Source organism: Deferrisoma camini S3R1, assembly GCF_000526155.1.
GTDB lineage: Bacteria > Desulfobacterota > Deferrisomatia > Deferrisomatales > Deferrisomataceae > Deferrisoma > Deferrisoma camini.
This window is the reverse complement of the sequence record NZ_JAFN01000001.1, coordinates 3142166-3163482: the sequence shown is the minus strand read 5'-3', so window position 1 is coordinate 3163482 and position 21317 is coordinate 3142166. Positions and strand designations below refer to the sequence as shown.

Annotated in this window: 21 protein-coding genes and 1 riboswitch; of the genes, 11 read left to right on the top strand and 10 right to left on the bottom strand. The window is 65.1% G+C overall.

The genetic code is table 11. The annotated features are described in order from the left end of the window. Window positions 1-26 precede the first annotated feature (26 nt). The 10 genes from DEFCA_RS0113940 to DEFCA_RS0113895 all read left to right on the top strand — a co-directional run bounded on the left by DEFCA_RS0113940 (window position 27) and on the right by DEFCA_RS0113895 (window position 10165). Window positions 27-650 (top strand): flavodoxin family protein, encoded by a 624-nt coding sequence (locus DEFCA_RS0113940; RefSeq protein ID WP_169709592.1) that lies wholly within the window; start codon window positions 27-29, stop codon window positions 648-650. Further along, complete coding sequence (locus DEFCA_RS0113935) at window positions 643-1194, top strand: Fur family transcriptional regulator (protein WP_084319617.1); 552 nt, start codon at window positions 643-645, stop codon at window positions 1192-1194. Before DEFCA_RS0113940 ends, DEFCA_RS0113935 begins: the two co-directional genes overlap by 8 nt. A gap of 110 nt (window positions 1195-1304) precedes the next feature. Further along, window positions 1305-1395: riboswitch (SAM riboswitch) on the top strand. A gap of 108 nt (window positions 1396-1503) precedes the next feature. After that, entirely contained in the window at window positions 1504-2640 is a 1137-nt protein-coding gene (gene metX, locus DEFCA_RS0113930) for a homoserine O-acetyltransferase MetX (RefSeq protein ID WP_025323628.1), read from the top strand. Between the two features lie 100 nt (window positions 2641-2740). Next, window positions 2741-3016 (top strand): photosystem P840 reaction-center cytochrome c-551, encoded by a 276-nt coding sequence (locus DEFCA_RS0113925; protein WP_025323627.1) that lies wholly within the window; start codon window positions 2741-2743, stop codon window positions 3014-3016. Window positions 3017-3022: 6 nt separating this feature from the next. Next, a complete protein-coding gene (locus DEFCA_RS24305; protein ID WP_025323626.1) occupies window positions 3023-5935 on the top strand; it encodes a tetratricopeptide repeat protein in 2913 nt (970 codons plus the stop codon). Between the two features lie 21 nt (window positions 5936-5956). Continuing rightward, complete coding sequence (locus DEFCA_RS0113915; protein WP_025323625.1) at window positions 5957-6598, top strand: MotA/TolQ/ExbB proton channel family protein; 642 nt, start codon at window positions 5957-5959, stop codon at window positions 6596-6598. Window positions 6599-6600: 2 nt separating this feature from the next. After that, window positions 6601-7005: an ExbD/TolR family protein gene (locus tag DEFCA_RS0113910; protein ID WP_025323624.1), complete on the top strand. Its 405-nt coding sequence runs from the start codon at window positions 6601-6603 to the stop codon at window positions 7003-7005. Between the two features lie 4 nt (window positions 7006-7009). Continuing rightward, window positions 7010-7795 (top strand): TonB family protein, encoded by a 786-nt coding sequence (locus tag DEFCA_RS22620; protein ID WP_025323623.1) that lies wholly within the window; start codon window positions 7010-7012, stop codon window positions 7793-7795. Window positions 7796-7818: 23 nt separating this feature from the next. Continuing rightward, on the top strand, window positions 7819-8121 hold the full coding sequence (locus DEFCA_RS0113900) for an FtsB family cell division protein (protein WP_025323622.1): 303 nt from the start codon (window positions 7819-7821) through the stop codon (window positions 8119-8121). After that, entirely contained in the window at window positions 8105-10165 is a 2061-nt protein-coding gene (locus DEFCA_RS0113895; protein ID WP_025323621.1) for a sensor domain-containing diguanylate cyclase, read from the top strand. The genes DEFCA_RS0113900 and DEFCA_RS0113895 overlap by 17 nt, the downstream gene beginning before the upstream one ends. Before the next feature lie 125 nt (window positions 10166-10290). On the opposite strand, the gene DEFCA_RS21630 is transcribed toward DEFCA_RS0113895, so the two are convergent. The 10 genes from DEFCA_RS21630 to DEFCA_RS0113880 all read right to left on the bottom strand — a co-directional run bounded on the left by DEFCA_RS21630 (window position 10291) and on the right by DEFCA_RS0113880 (window position 19262). Then, window positions 10291-10509, bottom strand: a complete 219-nt coding sequence (locus DEFCA_RS21630; protein WP_084319220.1) for a type II toxin-antitoxin system HicB family antitoxin — start codon at window positions 10507-10509, stop codon at window positions 10291-10293. 370 nt (window positions 10510-10879) lie between these two features. After that, entirely contained in the window at window positions 10880-11479 is a 600-nt protein-coding gene (locus DEFCA_RS22360) for a hypothetical protein (RefSeq protein WP_169709591.1), read from the bottom strand. Window positions 11480-11562: 83 nt separating this feature from the next. Continuing rightward, window positions 11563-12618, bottom strand: coding sequence for a hypothetical protein (locus tag DEFCA_RS22355; protein ID WP_169709590.1), 1056 nt, complete (start codon window positions 12616-12618; stop codon window positions 11563-11565). Window positions 12619-12712: 94 nt separating this feature from the next. Beyond that, window positions 12713-13996, bottom strand: coding sequence for a hypothetical protein (locus DEFCA_RS22350; RefSeq protein ID WP_169709589.1), 1284 nt, complete (start codon window positions 13994-13996; stop codon window positions 12713-12715). A gap of 86 nt (window positions 13997-14082) precedes the next feature. Beyond that, window positions 14083-14487, bottom strand: a complete 405-nt coding sequence (locus DEFCA_RS22345) for a hypothetical protein (protein WP_169709588.1) — start codon at window positions 14485-14487, stop codon at window positions 14083-14085. A gap of 507 nt (window positions 14488-14994) precedes the next feature. Further along, complete coding sequence (gene istB, locus DEFCA_RS0113890) at window positions 14995-15777, bottom strand: IS21-like element helper ATPase IstB (protein ID WP_025321171.1); 783 nt, start codon at window positions 15775-15777, stop codon at window positions 14995-14997. Window positions 15778-15836: 59 nt separating this feature from the next. Beyond that, window positions 15837-17405 (bottom strand): IS21 family transposase, encoded by a 1569-nt coding sequence (gene istA, locus DEFCA_RS0113885; RefSeq protein ID WP_084319498.1) that lies wholly within the window; start codon window positions 17403-17405, stop codon window positions 15837-15839. A gap of 357 nt (window positions 17406-17762) precedes the next feature. Next, on the bottom strand, window positions 17763-18029 hold the full coding sequence (locus DEFCA_RS21625; protein ID WP_084319217.1) for a DUF2442 domain-containing protein: 267 nt from the start codon (window positions 18027-18029) through the stop codon (window positions 17763-17765). Next, entirely contained in the window at window positions 17989-18228 is a 240-nt protein-coding gene (locus tag DEFCA_RS24560) for a DUF4160 domain-containing protein (protein WP_084319215.1), read from the bottom strand. Before DEFCA_RS24560 ends, DEFCA_RS21625 begins: the two co-directional genes overlap by 41 nt. 266 nt (window positions 18229-18494) lie before the next feature. Further along, window positions 18495-19262 (bottom strand): IclR family transcriptional regulator, encoded by a 768-nt coding sequence (locus DEFCA_RS0113880; protein ID WP_025323620.1) that lies wholly within the window; start codon window positions 19260-19262, stop codon window positions 18495-18497. Window positions 19263-19414: 152 nt separating this feature from the next. Here DEFCA_RS0113880 and DEFCA_RS0113875 point away from each other — a divergent pair, with 152 nt between their 5' ends. Further along, window positions 19415-21307, top strand: coding sequence for an aldehyde ferredoxin oxidoreductase family protein (locus tag DEFCA_RS0113875; RefSeq protein ID WP_025323619.1), 1893 nt, complete (start codon window positions 19415-19417; stop codon window positions 21305-21307). Window positions 21308-21317: the final 10 nt, after the last annotated feature.

Sequence of the window (21317 nt, the reverse complement as noted above, 5' to 3'; positions counted from 1 at the left end):
TGGATTCTAGTCAGGCGGTCAACGGGGTGTCAATCGCACAGCCGTTCGTGCTGTGCGTGTACGGGAGCCCCCGCATCCGGGGCAACACCGACGTTTTGATGGATCGGTTCGTCGAGGGCCTCGAGGACGGCGGGCTGGCCGCGGAGCGGGTGTACCTGCGGCAGCTCGCCTTCAGCCCCTGCCGGGAGATCTACGCCTGCCGGGACCACGGCGCCTGCGCCCTGCAGGACGACATGACCCCCCTGTACGACCGCATCCGGGACGCCCGGGCCCTGGCCCTGGCCAGCCCGATCATGTTCTACGGCGTGAGCGCCCTTGCCAAGGCGTTCATCGACCGCTGCCAGGCCCTCTGGAGCCTTCGGTACCTGCGCCGGGAGCCGGTCAACCGGGCCCCCGGCGGTCCGAAACCGGCCGTGTTCCTATCGGTGGGCGCCACCCGAGGCCAACGGCTGTTCGAAGGGGCCCTTCGTACCTTCCGGTACGTGTGCGACGCCGTAGAGGCCCAACCCTGGCAGAGCGTCACCGTTCCCGGCGTGGACCACGCCGGCGAGATCCTCCAGCACCCCGACGCCCTCGACCGGGCCCACCGCCTGGGCACCGAGCTCGCCCGCCTCCTCCAACCGCCCCATGCCCAGCAGCCCCATGCCTGAGCCCCCGTCCCGCTTCGACCGCCTCCGAGAGGCCAAGGCCCGCCTGCGGGCCTACCTGAGGGACCGGGGCTTGCGGGCCTCCCGACAGCGGGAGGCGGTGCTCGAGGCGTTTCTCGCGGAGGACGCCCACGTCAGCGTGGACGAGCTCTACGACCGCCTCCGGCCCACCCACCCCAACCTCAGCCCGTCGACCGTGTACCGGTCCATGGCCCTCTTCGTGAACGCCGGCATCGCCAAGGAGCGCCGGTTCCACGGGGAACGGGTCCGCTACGAGCCCGGCATCGGAGTGGACCACCACGACCATCTGGTGTGCCTGGACTGCGGCCGCATCGAGGAGTTCGAGGACCCCACCATCGAGCGGCTCCAGCAAGAGATCGCCCGCAGCCGGGGGTTCGTCGTGCGGTTCCACCGGCTCGAGCTCTACGGCCTCTGCGGCCGGTGCCGGGCCGATCCCAAAAAAAAATCGTCCCAGGGGGTTGACACCGACCTTCCGGATCCGTATAAAGGGCACCGTAACGCCGACATCAACCGGCGCCGCCGGTGACATAGAGCCCCCCCGGAAGAGCAGGGAGTTAGCAGCGAGCAATCGCTCTACCCCTGTTCTTCTATTTTTGGGGTCCGGCGTCCCGGACCCCCCGCCGCGAGGCCGGCGACTTCTTATCGAGAGTGGCGGAGGGACCAGGCCCTGCGAAGCCACAGCAACCAACCCCTCGGGGTCCGGTGCTCCATCCTGGACAGATGAGAAGACAGGTTCGGACTCGCGGCCCAACCCCTTCCCGACCCCGGCCGCGTTCCGCTCCCCTTCCCTGCGAGAGGAGGAACCCGGTTGACAACTCAGTCCGCCCTGGCCGGGGTGGGGCTGGTGTCCCCCCAGAAGGCCGTTCTGTGCTCCCCCCCCAACGAGTTCTACCTCGAGAGCGGCCGGATCCTCGGCCCCATCCAGGTGGTGTACGAGACTTACGGCACCCTGTCCCCCGACCGGGACAACGTGGTGCTGGTGTGCCACGCCCTATCGGGCGACGCCCACGCCGCCGGGTACCACTCGCCCAACGACCCCAAGCCGGGGTGGTGGGACCCCATGATCGGCCCGGGCCGGCCCATCGACACGGACCGATACTTCGTGATCTGCTCCAACGTGCTGGGGAGCTGCCGGGGCACCACCGGCCCGGCCAGCACCAACCCCCGCACCGGCCGGCCCTTCGGCATGGCCTTTCCGGTGGTCACGGTCCGGGACATGGTGCGGGTCCAGGCGATGCTGCTCGACCATCTGGGCATCCCCCAGGTCCTGTGCGTGATCGGCGGCTCCATGGGGGGCATGCAGGCCCTGGAGTGGGCCGTGCGGTTCCCGGATCGGGTCCGGTCCATCGTGCCCATCTCCACGACTGGGGCCTCGTCGCCCCTGAGCATCGGGTTCAACAAGATCGGCCGGCGGGCCATCATGAGCGACCCGAACTGGAGGGGCGGCAACTACTACGGACACGAGCCGCCGCGGGACGGCCTGGCGGTGGCGCGCATGATCGGCCACATCACCTTCCTGAGCGACGCCTCCATGCGCAAGAAGTTCGACCGCCGCCTCTCGGGCCGGGAGGGTATCTTCGCGTTCTCCGCCCAGTACGACGTGGAGCGCTACCTCCACTACAACGGGTACAAGTTCGCCGAGCGGTTCGACGCCAACAGCTACCTGTATCTCACCAAGGCCCTCGACATCTTCGACCTGGGCGACGGGTTCCCAGGGGGCATGGACGAGGCCATGGCCCAGATCCGATGCCCCGTGCGGTTCATCACGTTCACGGGGGACTGGCTGTACCCCCCCCTGGACACGGAGATCATGGAGCAGAGCCTCCGGCGCCAGGGCAAGCGGGTGGAGCACCTGCGCATCGAGAGCGATTACGGCCACGACGCCTTCCTGGTGGAGTACCCCCTCTACACCCACCACGTGGCCGAGTTCCTGGACACCGTTTTGTCCGAGGTGCGCTCCGGGGGGGGATGACCCTTTCGCCTCGGACGACGGCGGTTTGAGGCCGCAGGTCGGGGTGCTATACTGGCCCGTCCCGACGTCCTCCACCCGTTCTCCGAAGGAGGGACCCCCAATGCGCAGAACGCTCCCGTTCCTGGTGGCCGCGGCCGTGCTCGCGGCCGGCACGGCCTGGGCCGGCGAATTCGACCTGGAAGCCGCCAAGTCCACCTTCGAGAAACGCTGTTCCAAGTGCCACACCGTCGACCGGCCCCTCAAAAAGAACAAGGACCGGGCGGGGTGGGAGAAGACCGTCTCGCGCATGGTCCGCTACGCCTCGGGCGCGATCTCGGAGGACGAGGCGGCCGTGATCGTGGAGTACCTGTCCCGGGTGCGCGGCCCGGCCCAGTAGGCGCCGGTGACCCCCGCCCCCCGTTGGGCCCGCGGCCTCCTGGCCGCTGCGGCCGCGTTGTGGCTGTCGTCCCTCAGCCTGGGAATCGAGACCGGCCCGGACGAGCTGCGCCTGCCCGAGGTGGTGGTCCGGGCCCGGGACCCGGTGCGCCTGGAGGCGGTACGGCGGGCGGTGCTGCCCCTGGAGCCGGGCGAGATTCCCGTGCCGGTGGCCCTGCCCCGCCTGCCGCCACCCCAGCTTCCCGCTCCCCAGGCCCCCCAGGCCCCGGCCGTGCGCTCCCCCGGCTGCGCCTACCGGGGGGCGCTGCTCTCCGCCCTGGCCCGGGCCACCAAAGGGGCCGAGGGCGTGTACAAGACCGGTCTGGACCGGCTCAGCCGGGGCAACCTGAGGGAGGCCGAGCGGTTCTTCCTGCAGGTCCGCCACGAGTACCCCTCGTCGCCCCAGGCCGACGACGCGGCCTTCTGGCTCGGTGAGATCCGGCGGGAGCAGGGCCGGCTCCAGGACGCGGCCGGGTTCTACGCCCAGGTCCGGGGGGCCCGCCGCACCCAGGCCCGGTTCCGCCAGGCCTGGGTGCTGGATCAACTGGGACGCCCCCGGGAGGCCCTGCCGGTATGGGAGGACCTCACCGCGGCCGACGACCCCTCGGTGCGGGCCCGGGCGTGGTACCGGCTGGGCGCGGCCCGCCTGGACCAGGGGAGCCCCCAGGAAGCGGCCGAGGCGTTCTCCAAGGCCCTTGCGGCCGGCTGGGGGCCGGCGGAGGCCCCGGCCCTGCTCGGTCTCGGGGTGGCCGGGTTCCGGGCCGGCGACCTGCCGGCCGCGGAAAAGGCCCTGCTGTCGTTCCTGCTCCGCCACCCCGACCACCCGGCCCGGGACCGGGCCCGCCTGGTGCTGGGGTGGGTCCTCCTCCGCCGGGCCAAGCCGGAGGAGGCCCGGCAGCAGTTTCTCTCCCTGGTGCAGGCGGACGGCCCGCCCGAGGTGTCGGAGCCGGCCCGGTACGGGCTGGTGCGGGCCCTGGCCGCCCTGGGGGAGCGCGGGGCAGCCGGCCGGGTGCTCGACTCGATGGCCCCCGGCCCGTGGGCCGACCGGGCCCGGGTGGCCCTGGCCCGGGCCCACCTCGCCTCCGACGAGCCCGACCGGGCCCTGGAGCTGGCCACGGCCACGGAAGGTGCGCCCCCCCCCGTGGCCGCCGAGGCGGCGTACCTCCGGGGTGAGGCCCTGTACCTGATGGGCCGGTTCTCCGAGGCGGCCGAGGCGTTCGGCCGGGTGCCGCCCGAGACCCCGCTGGCCGCGGCGGCCCGCCACCGGCAGGGCCTGTGCCTGCTGCTCGCCGGAGACCCGGCCCGGGCCGCCGAGGTGCTGGCCCAGGCCCTGACCCGGTACCCCACCTACGACCGCCGGGACTGGGTCCGGGTCTGGCTGGGGGAGGCCCGGTACCGGCTCGGGGACCTGGAGGCCGCTGCCGAGACGTTCGCCGAGGTGCCCGCGGGCAGCCCGGCCGAGGCCCTGGCCCGGTACGGCGAGGCCTGGGTCGCGTTCGACCAGAAGCGGTGGGACGAGGCGGCCCGGCGGTTCGCCGCGTTTCTGTCGCGGTTCCCGGACGACCCGAACCACGACGAGGCCCTGCTGACCCTGGCCCGGGCCCATTTCAACCGCCAGGACCTGCCGGCCGCCCTGTCGGCGCTGGGCCGGCTCGAGGCCACCGCGGCGGACCCGGCGTACCGATCGGCCGCCCGGTTCTTCCGGGGGTGGATGCTGGCCCGGTCCGGCCGGGAGGACGAGGCCCGGGACGTGCTGGAGACCCTCCTCCGGGAGGAGCCCCAGGGCCCTTACACCGTACAGGCCCGCCGGACCCTGGCCTGGCTCCATTACCGGGCCGGCCGGTTCGAGGACGCCCTCGCGGCGTTCCGGCTGCTGGCCAAGGTCCCCCAGGCCGACGTCGCGCAGGAGGCCCGGCTCAAGGTGGCCGACTGCCTGTACAACCTGGGCCGGTTCGAGGAGGCCCTCGCGGCCTACCGGTCGCTGCCCCCGGGCCCGGAGAGCCGGTACGGGCAGGCGCTGTGCCTGGTTCGCCTGGGCCGCAGCGACGACCTGGCCGCGGCGGTGGACGGGTTCCTCCGGGACTTTCCCGACGACCCGCGGGGGGTGGACCTGACCCTGGCCCTGGCTCGGCTCCTGGAGGACGAGGGCCGCCATCCGGAGGCGGCCCGGGCCTACGAGCGGGCTGCGCGGGCGGCCGGGCCCACGGCCCGGGCCGCCGAGGCCCGGCTCGAGGCCGCCCGGCGGCGGCTGGAGGCCGGTGAGACCGAGCAGGCCCGGCAGATCCTGGAGAGCCTGGCCGGCCGGGACGACCTGGTGGGCCTGGCCGCCCTGCGGGAGCTGGCCCGGCTGGCCGAGGCCCGGCAGGCCTACGGGCGGGCTGCGCGAAGGTGGGACCAGGTCGCCGACCGCTCCCAGGGCGCCGACCGGGTCGAGGCCCTGCTGGCAGCGGCCCGGAACCGCCTGGCAGTGCTCGACTGGGCCGGCGCCTTGAAACGGCTCGACCGGGCGGCATCGGCCTGCCCCGACGACCGCAAGGACCTGCTGCAGACCGTGGAGACCGAGCGGGGCCGGGTGCTTCTTCTGGCGGGCCGTCCGGCCGAGGCGGCCTCGGTCCTCCGGGCCGCCGCCGATCTGGGAACGAGCCCCCTGGGCCTGAGGGCCATGACCCTCAGGGGCCGGGCCCTGGAGGCGGCGGGCCGCCAGGACCAGGCCTTGGAAACCTACCTCCGAATCGGGTATCTGTATCCCCTGGACGACCCCCTGGTGGCCGGGGCGTTGGAGCGGGCCGCCGGCCTCCTCGAGGCCCAGGGCCGCACCCAGCAGGCCCAGGCCCTCCGGGAGCGCCTGGGGGGCCGATCCGGATCGAACGCCGAACCCTGATCCCCTTGCATGGAGAACCCCATGTACGACTACCTCCTCAAAGGCGGCATCCTGATGATCCCCATCGCGGCGTGCTCCGTGATCGGGCTCGCGGTGTTCCTGGAGCGGGCGTGGATGCTGCGCGCGGGCCGGAACATCCCCCGGGACCTGCTGCGCCGGGTCGAGGACCTGTACCGACGGGGCCAGGAGGAAGAGGCCCTGGCCCTGTGCCGCCGAAACCGTAGCCCCCTGGCCCGCATCCTGTCGGCCGCCCTCAAGAACGCCGGCCTGGAACGCGAAGCGGTCAAGGAGGCCGTGCAGGAGGTGGGCCGCAGGGAGGCCGCCCACCTGGAGCGGTACGTGGGGGTGCTGGGCACCGTGGCCAACGTCTCCCCCCTGCTGGGCCTGCTGGGAACCGTGTCCGGGATGATCAAGGCCTTCACCGTGATCAGCGTGGAAGGGGTGGGCAACCCCGCCAGCCTGGCCGGCGGGATCAGCGAGGCCCTGATCACCACCGCCGCGGGGCTGACCGTGGCGATCCCGGCGTTCGTGGCCTACCGCTACTTCCTCGGTAAGGTGGACCGGATCGTGCTGGAGCTCGAGCAGCACGCCATCCATTTCGTGGACCTGGTGAAACGCCCGGAGCGCCGCGCCGCGCCGGCGTCCCGGGCCGCAGGGGCCTGAGCATGGAGTTCCGCAAGAAGCGCCGCGAGCTGGTGAACCTGGAGATCACGCCCCTGGTGGACGTGGTGTTCCTGCTGCTGATCTTCTTCATGCTGTCCACCACGTTCGTGGTGTCGCCGGGCATCCGCATCGACCTACCCAAGGCCCGGTCCGAGCCCGTGCGCCAGGAGGTTCGGGACCTGCGGGTCAAGATCGACGCCGCCGGCAACCTGTACCTGGGCGATCGGCGGGTGAGCCCCGAGGATCTGGGCGCCCGGTTCGCCGAGGTGGCCCGGGCCAACCCGGACACCATGGTGATCATCGAGGCCGACGAGGCCACGCGGCACCTCCACGTGGTCGACGTGATGGACCGGGCGAAGAGGGCGGGTCTGCACCGCCTGGCCATCGCGACCCGCCCCAAGCGGTGACGCGGTGTCCCGACGGGGCCACCTCGCCTTCGCCCTGGCGGCGAGCCTGGGCCTGCACATCGCCCTGGTGGCGGTCTACCCGGAGGCCCGATGGTTCGTTCCCGTGCGGGACCGGGTCCCGGTGGAGGTGGAGCTGGTCCGGCCCGAGCCCCCACCCGCGGAGCCGGAGCCGCCTCCGGAGCCGGCCGAGCCGCCGCCCCCCGAGCCCCTGGCGGCCCGGGAGGCGGCCGCGGTGCTCGAGGAGGCCCTGACCCCGGCCCTGACGGCTCCCCCGCCCCGCCGGGCCCCTCCGCCGGTTCGGCTGCCCGCCCGGCAGCCCCCCCGGCTGCCCGAGCCCACCGAGATCCCCTGGGTCCGGCCGGCACCCCGGGCGCCGGCCCCCGCCCCGGCGGGGCCCCTGCCCGAGGTGGCCCCCGAGGTTCCGGGCCCGGCCGAGGCCCCGGCCCGGGCCCAGGAGCTGCTGGCCCGGTTGGCCCGGGAACGGCCGGAGCCCGAACCCGAGGCCCCGCCCGCGCCCCTGGAGATCGAGTGGCAGGAAGGGGCCGAGCGGCGGCTCGTGGAGGCCCCGCCGGTGCCCCGGGTTCGGGTGGTGGAGCCGGTGACCGTGCGGATCCGGTTCTGGGTGTCGCCCCGGGGGGAGGTGACCCAAACCCTGGTCGTGCAGCGGGGCTCCGCCGAGCTGGACCGGGTGGCCCGCGACTACGTGAGCCGCCTGCGGTTCAATCCCCTGCCGCCGGGGGACGATACGGAGCAGTGGGGCACAGTCACCCTTCGGTTCGTGCTGGAATGACCCGCCCTGGGAGGGCGTTCGCCATGAGCAGGAAAGACCGGTTCCTGTGCGCAGCCCTGGTGCTGGCCGCGGCGGGGTTCCTGGGCGTGGCCCTGTGGGGGCCCGACGGGATCCCGGAGGTGCGACGGCTCCAGGGGGAGAAGGCCGATCTGGTCCGGGACCTGGCGGAGATGGGCCGCAGGGAGCGCGACCTCGTCCGCGAGATCCGGGCCCTCCAGGCGGCCGACCCCCGCATCATCGAGCGCCGGGCCCGGGCGGACCTGGGCATGATCCGCAAGGGCGAAACCCTCTTCCTCCTCCCCGACGCCGATGCCCCCAGCCGCTAGGCGCTCCCGGTCCCGGCTCCCCGCCGATCGGGTCGCGGCCTGGTCCCTGGCGGTCCGCACCCTCGTTCCCGCGGGCTACGCGGCAGCCCTGTGGGCCGGGGCGTTCTCGCCCGAGGCCGGGGTGGGGCCCGGCTCCCTGGCCCTGCTGGCCGTGTTCACCCTCCACTACGTGTGGCGCCTCCACGCCGCCACCGTGGCCGACCGCCCGGCGGACCTGGATCGGGTCGAGGTGGGGGTGCTCACCATCCTGGCCGTGCACACCGTGGTTCGGGCCCTCGGAGCCCCCCCGCCGTGGCCCACGGCGGCCCTGGCCGCGGTGCTGGTGGCGCTGTCGGCGTGGGTGCCCCTGGGGGGCCTGCTGGCCCTGCCCGCGGTGGCCGCCGGGCTTCGCCCCCTTCCCGACATCCCTTGGGAGTTCCTGCGGCTGGAGCTGGTGACCGTGTCGGCCGCGGCCGTGGCCTGGGCCGAGCGCCGCCGCAGGGGGAAGCTCCGGATCGCTTACGAGAAGCTCCGACGCGACACCGAGACCCTGGGCGCCCGCACCCCGGTGGAGCTGGGGGGCCGGGGGGGGCTGGTGCGGATCGACGAGACCCTGTTCCGGTTCCTGACCCAGCTCAAGGAGAGGGTGCACGCCCACTCGGCCCTGCTGGTGCTCCGAACCGGGGACGGCGGCCTGTACATCCGGGAGCTGGTGTCCGACAGCGAGGGCGGGCTGCGCGAGGACGCCCAGATCCGCTTAGACGCCACCGCGTTCCATTGGATCGTCCGCAACGGCAAACCCCTGTGCATCGGCGACCTTCAGGATCCCACGGCGCGGCTGGGCTACTACGCCTCCCGGGTGCCGGTGCGATCGTTCGCCGGGGTTCCCCTGGTGTCGGACGACCGGGTGCAAGGGGTGCTGGCCGTGGACAGCCTGGGCCCCCAGGCGTTCGGCGAGGCCCACGTCACCGCCCTGGAGGTGGCGGCGCACCTGGTGGGGGAGTTCCTCGACCAGATCCGGGCGTTCGAGGCGGTCAAGCGGGAGGCCCGCGACTTCCAGCACCTCCACGAGTTCTCCCGACGGGTGGCCGAATTCTCGTCCCCCGGCGAGGTACTGGACCTGCTGCTGACCACCCTCTCCCAGCGGCTCGCCCCCCCATTCGGCCTGGTGGCCCTGGTGGGCGAGGACCGCCGCCTCCGGGTCGAGGCCTCCCTGGAGCCCTGGGCCCACCTTCGGGGCACCGAGTTCGGCCTGGACTCCGGCCTGGCCGGCTGGGTGCTGGCCAGCCGCAACTACCTCCACTACCACGAGGGGCGCACCAACACCCGGCGGCCCCTGCTCGGTCCTGGCATCCGGCTGCCGGAGTTCCCGAGCCTGCTCATGTACCCCCTACAGGCCCACGGCGAGCCCCTGGGGGTGCTGTGTGCCGGACACCGTCAGCCCGGGGCGTTCGACCCGGCCGCGGTGGCGTTCTGCGACGTGCTGGCCCAACTGGCCGCCCAAGCCCTGCTGCAGCTACGCACCCTGGACCAGCTTCGGGAGCTGGCCACCCGCGACGGCCTGACCGGGCTGTGGAACCGCCGGGCGTTCCTGGACCGTCTCACCGCCGAGCTGTCCCGGGCCCGCCGGTACCCGACCTCGGTTGCATTGATCCTGGCCGACGTGGACCACTTCAAGCGGATCAACGACCGCTACGGCCATCCGGCCGGCGACGAGGTGCTGCGGGTCGTGGCCGCCACGCTGCGGAGCATGGGCCGGGAGACGGACCTGGTGGCCCGGTACGGCGGGGAGGAGTTCGCGGTGCTGCTGCCCAACACCGACGAGGCCGGAGCCCGGGCCCTGGCCGAGCGGATCCGCTCCGCCCTGGAAGAGACCGAGATCCCCTGGGAGGACACGACGATCCGGGTCACGGCGAGCCTGGGCATCAGCGTGACCCAGGACGGCCAAGACCCCCCCGACAACTTGATCTCCCAGGCCGACCAGGCCCTGTACGCGGCCAAGGAGACCGGCCGGAACCGTGTGGTGCTGTTCTCGGACATCCGGGAGTACGCGGGCTGGGGGTAAGTTCGGTCGTCGGTCGTCGGTCGAACAGCCACGGCCCGCCGGGGCGGCCGGGCGGCACCTGGCTTCGCCCCCGGCCGGAGGATAGCAGCCCGCGATCCTGAGCTTTCGCTCTAGATCACGACGCTTCATGCTACCTGCACCTTGTCACGTATCACATCTTCCGGCAAACCACGCAGGACGTCTTCCCTTCTGTCTTTCAAGATCAACTCAATAGCCTCTCTTAAGCTATTTTTTGCCTCTTCAATTGTTTCACCTTGACCGTTGGCTCCCGGTATTTCTGGACATATTGCCCAATACCCGCCTTCAGGGGCCTTTTCTATGATAGCTGTAAACTCAGCTTTCATTTGGCACCTCACTATTACATGTCTGGCCTAAAAGGACCAGGATCACCCTGTCGGTTGTGATTATATGCCTTCCCAACTTCTCCCATCCACTCCGATGCCAACTTTCCCTTCGGCGAACCAAACTACCGCGATCTCTACCCACCAGAAACCCGGAAGAACCCATTTTGCAGTTTTTTCTGGTACATATATAAAACAAGACCACCAACAAAGCCACTTTTCTTATGATAGCGACTATACATACCCTCAATGTCATCTACAGAATTTCATGCTTTATGCTCTTTCACTACTACCAAATTTTCAATCGGTATAACGACCAAGCTGTGCGGCGCAAACGAAGCGCAGCGTAGTTTGCGTCCGAACGAGCGCCTTGTTAGCTGCGTAACTCATACTTTATTAGAAGCTCTGTATCCAAGCATGATATACCATTAAAAAATGATGCTTCAGGCCGGAATAATGACGGATTTGGGGACAGCCTACCCTGCTCAGCAAGTTCGGGATAAAGGTACAGAACCAACACATACAGCCCCCCAAGTGCATTCAACACATTCTTTAGATTGGCCTCCTTATAGTGAGTGTGCCTTTGGTGTTTTACGTTGTTATATGATTTCCACCAATATGGACTTTTTCTTGGATTAGAAGACCAGTTTTTCCAAGGGTGCAAACACAAACCGTATTTTGGAAGAGACAATTTGAATTTGCCCACGCTTGGCAATGCCGCCCCTATTTGATTAGCGTAATGCCCAATGTTATTTGCTTTAGAATCCCTTTTTATCCTTTTACATATTTGTTTCGCAACAACATCTATTTCAGAACCTGCGCTAAGTAACAAGGAGGCAAGCTCTACAGAATATGTTGAAAAATTATCTTCCGCAAATTCGATATACCTAGCTAGCTGACGTAAATCCTCTTCCAGCGCCAAAAAATAGCGCCAGTGTATGGGGGATTCAGACTTTGCATGTTCTATACCCATGAGCTTCCTTCAGCAGCTAACGCCTCGCATAACCGGTAATTTGCGAAGCGCAGCGTAGCAAATTGTCCGAGTTAATGCGTTTGTTAACCATTTTTATTTGTTAGCATATGATCCTTTAGATATTTCGCTGCCATTTTACGTACATCTTCTACAGGAAGATCCTCTTCATCAAACTCCTTACCATGATAAATGTCGTCTCGTAACTGCTTCATGCGCTTAAACAATTCAATATCATCTGCTATCTCACTACTCAAGAAAGACGCAATCAACGAGAACTTATCTGTAAGTCTATATTTGTCTTTCATTACAACTTTGATGCGCTCTAGGAAATTGCCCACTCCATGAGAGTTGTGGTCATCTGATATTGCAGATATGAATTTTTCTTCGTAAATAGGAAATATTTTATTGACCAATATTTCTAGTGCTGACCACGCGGACATGAAGGCTCTTAAATTATCTTGCGTGGTTTCGAGTGATTGCGTCACCAACCGAACAGGCGTCTTAAGTGTTGGATTAGAAATGAATAGACTGATTACCTTATTAATTTCACATTCCTTATCGGAACTAACTGGCTTTGACAGAATTTCGCGAACTCGCCCACCTTGAAATGTGTAGCTAAATAATGGCTTACCATTTTCATCTATAAAGTGAATTCCACTAGCAACCTTTTCTGCATGGTATTCAGGGCCTGTCGCTATCGCCAACGAAGCCACTATTGCATTAATTGTTTCTCTATGCTGTTTGCGTATTAATTCTTTATCAATGGCAGCAAAGCAAATGCGAAAATGTTCCGTTTCCCTATGTAGATTCTCTTTTATATCTAGTTCCGCCCGCCCATCAATAATTATTACTACATATGCGCCGGTTTTACTCGTGGATACTCTTTTTTCCTGGATTTTTGTTACTTCAGCATCAATCGCTATTGGCAAATCTTGGATTTTTTCTCCACCAAACATCCCGCGTAACAGGAGACTTGCGCAAGCTAAACCCGTATCAATGAGCAGACAGTGCCGATTAATGTCCGCTGTTAAAATGACATTAATCCCACGCTCATCATCTTGATAAACAGGCTTATCTTCGTCTAAGTTGCTAGGCGATATTCCTTCAAATCTGTATATGACGATGTACTTATAGTCCATGTTTTAGGCTTAACGACTAGCATCAGCCGACGGAAAAAGCGGAGCGAGGAACAAGCGGCGCTTTTTACGGTCGACTGTATGCGCTTGTTAGCGCTCATTCCTCCACTTTGAGCGACGGTTCAAGTATGTGGTACAGGGCATTGTGCCACTCCCCCAAAAACTGCCTCTGCCTTGAGGAAACATTTGATTTCCAATCTTCTCCATATAAACTATCTCTTGTAAAACAGCCAGCACCTCGAAGATAAGCGGGTACGCCTTTTAGCATATGAATTTCGTCTCCCTTAAAAAGCCAGCCGTTCGGAATAGGAAAGAAAATATCAAGAAGATCTAAGGCGTTAGGTATAACATCAACCGGAATACCGGTTGCTTCAGAAATAGCGTTATTTTCTCTATCATTCTCTGGATAATAGAAACCGCCAAAGACTTCTATAAACACTTGGAAAAAGAAGGGAATATTGTTGGGCAATGGAAATTCCGCCAATTCTTCCATTCCGCGGCGAAAGGCAACTGGAAGTACGCTTTTTATTAGGCCATCCCAACTCCAACCAATTCCACCACTTTCCAGTATATTTCGTTCTTTCAGTACGGCGTCATACGCATTTTTTATTATAGATATCCGCGCACTGAACTCCTTGGCGGCTACATGCTGTAGATAAGGCCTCTCATGATTATTGAATACGGATGCTCTAACTGCTTGCTTGCTCTCATTAGAATTTTCGACGATATAGTCGATCAATCTTGACGTGAGTTGTGGTGCTTCTTTGTACGCATCATAAAGCGCATCCACTCGAGATAGCGGCGTTTTCCTAAAAAGGCATTCAGCTATTGCATCTACATATGTCTTTGCGCATTCGACAACTTCAGGTTTTTCTTGGAAGGATTTGAAATAATCTCGAAAACGCTTCTGAGCAACACGTTCAGCTGATCGTGCCCACCAAGAACCTAGAAAAATAGCTTTCGTGATATCATTAGTGATTTCTAATCCAGATGGTATAGCGCCAAGAGGATCATCTGAGTCAAGATTGACATGCAGTGGAGTTACAGGAACGTTTTTAATGACTTCATCTATTGCCTGTTTTTTTGTATCACTAACGGGCTTCTTATGGATGAGCTTGGCGTCTTGCTCACCCATATACATAACCTGTCCGTAAAGCTTGAATATATCGGATATACCCCAGTTGCCGCTTTTAACCTCGACGATTGAGCGATTTTCATAGTCAGTGACTGGTGTGGCTATTGCGTCAAACTCTAATACTTCCTCTGTGCCTTTTTTGAGAATCAGACGTGTTTCGAGGTAATAGCCTCGCGCAAGTAGCAGAGCACACACTTGATTTTCATAATCGTAACCGTGAGCGTCTCTCGGGAGCTGAATAGTCATGATGTAACTGTTTCCGCGCTAACGCTCGGCATCAGCGGCGGCGCGTAGCGCCGTCCGACTGGATGCCGTTGTTATGTTGTGAATCATTAGGAGAACGCAAACCTTGCGCTGAGGTACGCGCCGAAAAGTACTACAGCATTAGCGACAAGATACCTATTGAACGGGCCACGCGACCAATTTGGCGCGTACTGCCAACGGTTAATGGTCTTGAAAGCAAGCCAACCACCTATTATCTCTGGGGTATTGCTACCAATGAGGGGCGGATATGCCAGCATCTCCAAGATACCGATGATGAAAGCCAGCCAATAGTCCGCAGGGACGTCTTTATCGTTTTCCTCGCCTCCAAAGCCCTTGAAGATTTTTTTGAACGGGATACTGAGTCGTTTTGACTCGATCCAGCAGATAAAAAGTCGTACGGCAAAAGGGATCACAAGCGCAAAGCCAAGGTACCACCGCCATGATGTTGGTACAATTTTGAGAAGCTCATTCATTCATTATCCGTCCACATAACAGGGCCTTATACGGACGTCCGCATAAGGGATTTATTTTGGCGTCGGTATAATACGCTGTGGACTGACGACCCGCGCACTCGCGCGAGTGGATGGTCAGAGAGATGTTCTCGGGAACGAGGGGATACGCGGGAAAGCCGCGGGGTGGTACCCTTGACGCAAAACGGCCGCAAGCGCCTCGCTGGGCGTTGCGGCCGTACGGGATGATCGCGGTTCGGTGGTCGCGGGCCATCGCCTCCCCCGGGTCGATTTCCCTAAACGGATTTTCCTCTATACGAGCACAGTCTCTTTTGTGTCAAGCGGGGCGTAGGTGGAGCATCTTGCCGATCAGGTCGGCCGTGTCACGGATCGCCCTAATGGAGCCACCCATGATCGGCCTAATGGAGCCAGTTTGGGGGTGCCATGATCGGGCTAATGGAGCCGGGTCATGATCGCCGTAATGGAGCCACTCGGACCGACCTACCTCAGAGGGTCCCGGCGGTGTTGACCCTACCCCTTTCGACGCGTCGAGGCAACGACCTCCTGGGGGGCGTCGTCCGGCAGGGGTCGGGGTGATCGGTAGCTCTGGCCCTCCAGGACGATCCGGTAGGCGCCGTGGCGGATCCGGTCGATGGTGGCGGCCCCCAGCAGGCGGTTGGGGAAGGCCTGGCCCCACTCGCCCAAATCGAGGTTGCTGGTGAGGATGGTGGAGGCGCGCTCGTAGCGTTCGTTCATGAGGTCGTGGAAGTCCTCGTCCTGGGGAGGGCGCAGGGGTTTGAGGCCGAAGTCGTCGATGATGAGCAGATCGACCCGTGCCAGGGCGGCGAAGCGGCGTTCGTAGGTATCGGTGGCCCGGGCGGCATGGAGCGAGCCCAGGAGCTTGGAGGCGGAGGTAAACAGCACATCGTGGCCCTGGCGGATGGCGCAGTGGCCGATGGCCTGGGCGAGATGGCTTTTGCCGGTGCCGGTGGGGCCGACGATGAGGACACAGACCTTTTCGTGGAGGAAGCGGCAGGTGGCGACATCGAGGATGAGGGCCTTGTTGACGCCGGGGTTGAAGGCGAAGTCGAAGTTCTCGATGGTTTTTTCGCCGCGGAAGCCGGCGCGCCGGAACCTGAGGGCGAGCTTTTTGTGCTCGCGGCGGGCGATCTCGTCCTGGATGAGCAGGGAGAGGAACTCGGTGTAGGAGAGCTGATGCTCCACGGCCTGACGGTTTCGGGCCTCGAGGGAGTCGAGGATACCAGAGAGGCGAAGCTGCTTGAGCAAGGGGGCGAGCTGGGGCATGGGGTTCATGGTCTGGTCTCCGTTGCGTGAAGGGGTGGAAGGCACAGGCTCGGCAGCGCGGCGGGAACTCAGAGGGTTTCGCCGGGGCCCCGCCGCTGGGGGGCCGGGGGCGGATCCCACAGGAGCAGTTGGGCGGCATCGCGGCAGAAGCGGCCCTTGCCGGTGTAGGCCTCGGCGAGGGCGGAGGGCTCGGCCGGTTCGGGCTCCTGATCGAGGCCCTTTTGGAGGATGGTCTTCACGGTGCGGTAGCGGGGATCATCGAAGCGAAGGGCCCGGCGGCACGCGGCCTCCAGGCGCTCGTGCCCGAAGCGCTGGGCCAGGCGGATCACCCCCTGGGCGGCACGGAGGTTGTCGAGGACGCGGTGGGCGAAGAGGCGCTCGACGAGCTCATGGGTGGAGGGCCCGAGGGCTCGGGCCTTCTTGAGGCACCACTGGGGGTCTTGCATCTGGTAGGCCACCGCCTCCGGGGGGAGGTGGTCTTGGACGGTGGAGCGCTCGCCGGGGCGAGCCAGGCGGGGGTGGGAGGCGACGAGCTCGTGGTCGAGGTAGAGCTCCACGGTCGAGGGGGTGGCGCGCAGCCACAGATGCTGGCGCACGAGGCGAAAGGGGGCGGAGTAGTAGGCCTTCTCGAAGGTGACGTGGCAGTTGCCGTGGAGCTTCACGCGGGTCCACACGCCGAGGATGGGGGGCACGTCGGGCAGGGGCCTGAGCACGTGGCGCTCCACCTCGACGAACCGGGTGAGGGGTCGCTCGTGGGTGGTGCCGTGAAGGCGGTTGCCGGCGGTGGAGCGGATCCACTCGTGGAGCTGGCGGTTGGCGTCGACCCGGTCTCGGAACTCGCGAAGGGGCAGAAACGAGCGCTTGATGTACTTCACCCCGGACTCCACCCGGCCCTTCTTCTTGGGGTCCCGGACGGGACAAGGGGCGATGCGGAACCCGTAGCCCTCGGCCAGCTCGGCATAGGAGCGCTGGACCTCGGGATCGTGGTAGCAGGCGCGGACAATGGCGCACTTGGCGTTGTCGATGATGATCCGGGCAGGAACGCCGCCAAACCACTCGAAGGCCCGGCGGTGGCAGGCGATCCATGTGGAGACCTTCTGGTCGGGGACGATCTCGGCGTACTGATGGCGGCTCCAGGCAAGCGTCATCACGAAGACCCAGGTGAGTTGGGGCTCGCCGGTGAGGGGATGGGGGATCGTGGGGCCCTTGCCGAAGTCGACCTGGGCGGCCTCGCCGGGGGCGAACTCCAGCATGACGGTGGCCTGGGGGTTGGCCTTCCGGATGCCTTGGAGGAATCGCCGTACCGAAGAGTAGTGGCCGGTGTAGCCGTGCTTTCGGCACAGGGCCTCGTGGATGGTGGTGCCCTGGATGCCGAGCTCGACCCAGCGGGTGATCTCGTCGCGGTAGCGCTCGAGGGAGGAACCGGCCCGCGGGGTGGCCCGTGCAGGGGAGGAGCCGAGGGCCTGGGCGATGGCGGCCTCGTCGGGCACGGGGGAGTCGGGGTCGAGCCAGCCGTTGTGGGCGGCGAGCTCACGGAAGGCAGAGGCCTTGCGGCGGCCCATGAGGCCGGCTTTGGCGATCTGGCGGTTGGAGTCTCCAAGCCGCATGCGAACGAGGACGTGTCGGTACTGGTGCATCTCGAACCTCCGGTTGGCCATGGGGATCTCCTCTCGGCTCCTGGGAAAGGGGAGCGGGGAGGATACCCCGGTGGATGGAAGTCCGAGACCCTCGGGCAGGCAGATCAGGTGGCTCGATTACCCCGATCCTGGGGTGGCTCCATTAGGTGATCATCGGGTGGCCCCATTAGGCGATCATGAGGTGGCTCCATTACGGCGATCCTCGAATGGCTCCATATTGGCGATCAGCAACAGGCCGTATCTCGCGCAGGATGACCGTCCCAAACCGCGCCAGTAGGCCATCCGGGGCACCCTCCGGAGTTCTGTTATTCTTTTTTGGACAACAAAGATATTTATCCGCCTGACTCCCTAATTCGGCTATGCATGCTTGGCTTTGAGGGGGAAGCGCTCCGGATTCTTGATAATTTCTTCGCTCAAATCCACGTCTAGATCGGGCCAATAAAAATGGCCAGGAGAAATTTCCTTTACATTGATAATCTTCTTTACCGGCTGATCCTTAAACCACGGAAATTCATCGTACGACATAAAATATTCCCTTCCATGGACCAGCATCCAAATTCCAAAAGAAGAAATATTCGTCACCTCAATTTCTGAAGTGTTTTTGCCACGCATTGCTAAGTTCATCGTAGTGATCCTCAATAATAGATTCTATTTCCTTTAATTGCTTGCGAGTAAATCTATAGTTTTTGGCAAGCTCAATTTCTGGATCCAGCCAAAATTTTGCTTCTCCGTCGCTCGAAATTACATGAACATGCATTCGCTCTTCTTCCCTAGAAAAGAAGAAGAACCTATACCCCCGTTCTTTAAATACTGTTGAAGTCATTCACTGTTCCAGCATCAAGGCCGCTTGCTGGGATAATACGCTGGGGCCTGACGAACGGCGCCCTCGCGCGAGGGGCGGATTCGTAAAAAAGATACGCGGCAAGGCCGCTGCTGGCTAGTGCCCTTGACGCAAAACGGCCGCAAACGCCTCGCTGGGCGTTGCGGCCGTACGGGATGATCGCGGTTCGGTATCGGGACATCGCCACCCCCGGGTCGATTTCCCTCTATATCGGATTCTCCTTCCATACAGGCACGCGCTCTTCCGTGTCAAGCGGGGCGGGGTTGGAGCATCTTGCCGATCAGGTCGGCCGCGTCCCGAAGGTCCCCGCCGACCCGGTCCCACATATCTCTGGGCAGGTCCGCGGCAAACCCCACCACCCATACCAGGGCCGCGGGCTCTCCGCCGGTCGTCACGGCCGCGGCCACGGCCCGCACCCCTTCCAGGTACTCCCCGTCGTCCACCGCGTACCCCTGCTTCCGAGCCCCCTCCACCTCGGCCCAGAACCTTGCGGCTTCGGTGATCGTCCGGTCCGTGAACCGGGGCAGGGGCCCGTCTCCCACCAGGGCGCGGGCCCGCTCCGGAGGCAGGGCGGCCAGCAGGGCCTTTCCGGTGGCCGGCGCCAGCAGGGGCAGAACCGCCCCGGGCCGGACCGACACCTGCATGCCCCGCCCGCCGGGCACGCACGCCTCGATGCGCACCCCATCGGCCCGCGGGACCCCCAACACGGAGGTCACACCCCATCGCTCGGCCAGGCGCTCCAGGAACGGCCGGGCCACCGCCCCCACCTCCCAGGGGCCGTAGGCCCGGCGGGCCACCCGCAGCAGGCCCTCGCCCAGGCGGTAGAGGTTCCCCTCCCTCCGCACCCACCCCGCCTCCTCCAGGGCCGCGAGCACCCCCAGGAGGCTGCTCTTTCCCACCCCCATCTCCCGGGCCAGCCCGCTCAGGCGCATCGGGCCGCCCTCGGCCAGCCGTTCCACCGCCTCCAGGGCCCGGGCCACGGCCGGGGGGCGGTACCGCGCGGGTTCTCCTGCCATGACCGCCTCCTTTGTTTATTATAGTGAACACATTACACCGGAATCGTCTTCCCGGCAAACAAAAAATATCCTCATCACCGCTTGACATATGCCGGGGGCCGAGGCATAGTCCCTAACAGTCGTTTTCTACACTGAACGAACGGAGGGACCCCATGGCCCTGAACCGAAGGATCGCCTACGTGGACCTCTCGGCCGGCTCGGTGGAGGTTCGGGACGTTCCCCTGGAGCTCCGGCGGAAGTACCTGGGCGGCAGGGGCATGGACGCCTACCTCCTGTACAACCACGTCGAGCCGGGCACCGACCCCCTGGGCCCGGACAACGCCCTGGTGCTGAGCGCCGGGCTGCTCTCGGGCACCCCGGCCCCGGCCGGGGCCCGGTGCCAGATCAGCGCCAAGTCGCCCCTGACCGGGCTGCTGGGAAGCGCCAACATGGGGGGGTTCTTCGGCCCCGAGCTCCGGTACGCCGGGTTCGACCACATCGTGATCCAGGGCCGGGCGGAGAAGCCGGTGTACCTGTGGGTGCACAACGGCTCGGTCGAGATCCGGGACGCGGACCACCTCTGGGGCGGCGACGCGGTCCAGACCCAGACCCGGCTGCGCGAGGAGCTCGGCGATCCCGACGTGAAGGTGGCCTGCATCGGCGTGGCCGGGGAGAACCAGGTCCGGTTCGCCTGCGTGCGCACCGGCATCAAGAACGCGGCCGGCCGCACCGGCATGGGGGCCGTGATGGGGTCCAAGAACCTGAAGGCGGTGGCGGTGCGGGGCACCCTTCCGATCCGGCTGGCCGACCCCGAGGGTGCGCTCGGGTACCTGGAGGAGCTGGTGGACTACATCCAGTCCTCCAAGTACGCCGAGATCATGGGAAAGTGGGGCACCCTGTTCATCTTCGACGTCACCAACTCCACCGGCCTGATCCGCACCCGCAACTTCCAGTCGAACCAGATGCCCCACTCCGAGGACCTGGAGTGCGAGGCCATGGACCGCTACACCATGGGCATGGCCGCCTGCTTCGGCTGCACCATGCACTGCCGCCACAAGTACGTGCTGCCCGAGGGCCGGTTCCGGGGCCAGTACGGAGAGGGCCCCGAGTACACCAGCCAGGGGGCGTTCGGAACCGAGGTGGGCGCGGCCAGCATGCTCGGGGTGCTCGAGGCCAATCAGCTCGTGAACCTCCACGGGCTCGACACCCTGGAGGTGGGAAGCATGATCGGCTGGGCCATGGAGCTCCACGAGAAGGGGCTCCTGCCGGCCGAGCTGGTGGGGGACCTGGACCTGCGGTGGGGCAACCTGGACGCCGTGATCCGGCTGATCGACGACATCGCCCACCGCAGGGGGCTGGGCGACGTGCTCGCCGAGGGGCCGAAGGGGGCCATCGAGCGCCTGGGCCCCGAGACCGCCTACTACAACATCCACGTCAAGGGCATGAGCAACCTCCACTCGGACGAGCGGCCCACGCCCTCGCTGGCCCTGAACATCGCCACCTCGACCCGGGGTGCCGACCACCTGCGCAGCCGGCCGGCCATCGACCTCTACCACCTGCCCCCCAAGGTGCTGGAGCGCATCTACGGCAAGCCCGGCCTGAGCGACGACTACCGGGTGTACGAGGGCAAGCCCTGGATGGTGGTGTGGCAGGAGCGGCTCTACGCCCTGGTCGACGCCCTGGGCGTGTGCAAGTTCCAGTCGGTGTTCCTGTCGCCGAACATGCCCAAGGCCGAGGAGTACGCCCGGGTGCTGAGGCTCGTGACCGGCCTGGAGTTCACGCCCGAGGAGCTGATGGAGATCGGCGAGCGGGTCACCACCCTGGAGCGGCTGTTCAACCTGCGCGAGGGCGCCACCCGGGCCGACGACGACCTGCCCGAGCGCTACTTCACCGAGCCCACGCCCGAGGGGCTGCCGGCGGTGCGGGGCAAGTGCATCGACCGGGACCGGTTCGAAGCCATGCTCGACGAGTACTACGACCTCCACGGCTGGGACCGCGAGGGTCGGCCCACGCCCGAGACCTTGGCCCGTCTGGGCCTCGACGCCGAGCCCACCCGGCTGGTGTGATCCCAAAGGA

Bases quoted from the DNA above. Each gene is read 5' to 3' on its own strand.
- DEFCA_RS21625 (WP_084319217.1), bottom strand. From the start codon at position 18,029: ATGAACTTAGCAATGCGTGGCAAAAACACTTCAGAAATTGAGGTGACG.
- DEFCA_RS21630 (WP_084319220.1), bottom strand. From the start codon at position 10,509: ATGAAAGCTGAGTTTACAGCTATCATAGAAAAGGCCCCTGAAGGCGGG.
- DEFCA_RS22360 (WP_169709591.1), bottom strand. From the start codon at position 11,479: ATGGGTATAGAACATGCAAAGTCTGAATCCCCCATACACTGGCGCTAT.
- istA (WP_084319498.1), bottom strand. From the start codon at position 17,405: ATGCACCAGTACCGACACGTCCTCGTTCGCATGCGGCTTGGAGACTCC.
- DEFCA_RS0113910 (WP_025323624.1), top strand. From the start codon at position 6,601: ATGGAGTTCCGCAAGAAGCGCCGCGAGCTGGTGAACCTGGAGATCACG.
- DEFCA_RS0113935 (WP_084319617.1), top strand. From the start codon at position 643: ATGCCTGAGCCCCCGTCCCGCTTCGACCGCCTCCGAGAGGCCAAGGCC.
- DEFCA_RS0113915 (WP_025323625.1), top strand. From the start codon at position 5,957: ATGTACGACTACCTCCTCAAAGGCGGCATCCTGATGATCCCCATCGCG.
- DEFCA_RS0113925 (WP_025323627.1), top strand. From the start codon at position 2,741: ATGCGCAGAACGCTCCCGTTCCTGGTGGCCGCGGCCGTGCTCGCGGCC.
- DEFCA_RS22350 (WP_169709589.1), bottom strand. From the start codon at position 13,996: ATGACTATTCAGCTCCCGAGAGACGCTCACGGTTACGATTATGAAAAT.
- DEFCA_RS22345 (WP_169709588.1), bottom strand. From the start codon at position 14,487: ATGAATGAGCTTCTCAAAATTGTACCAACATCATGGCGGTGGTACCTT.
- DEFCA_RS0113880 (WP_025323620.1), bottom strand. From the start codon at position 19,262: ATGGCAGGAGAACCCGCGCGGTACCGCCCCCCGGCCGTGGCCCGGGCC.
- DEFCA_RS24560 (WP_084319215.1), bottom strand. From the start codon at position 18,228: ATGACTTCAACAGTATTTAAAGAACGGGGGTATAGGTTCTTCTTCTTT.
- DEFCA_RS22355 (WP_169709590.1), bottom strand. From the start codon at position 12,618: ATGGACTATAAGTACATCGTCATATACAGATTTGAAGGAATATCGCCT.
- DEFCA_RS0113875 (WP_025323619.1), top strand. From the start codon at position 19,415: ATGGCCCTGAACCGAAGGATCGCCTACGTGGACCTCTCGGCCGGCTCG.
- DEFCA_RS0113900 (WP_025323622.1), top strand. From the start codon at position 7,819: ATGAGCAGGAAAGACCGGTTCCTGTGCGCAGCCCTGGTGCTGGCCGCG.
- istB (WP_025321171.1), bottom strand. From the start codon at position 15,777: ATGAACCCCATGCCCCAGCTCGCCCCCTTGCTCAAGCAGCTTCGCCTC.
- DEFCA_RS0113895 (WP_025323621.1), top strand. From the start codon at position 8,105: ATGCCCCCAGCCGCTAGGCGCTCCCGGTCCCGGCTCCCCGCCGATCGG.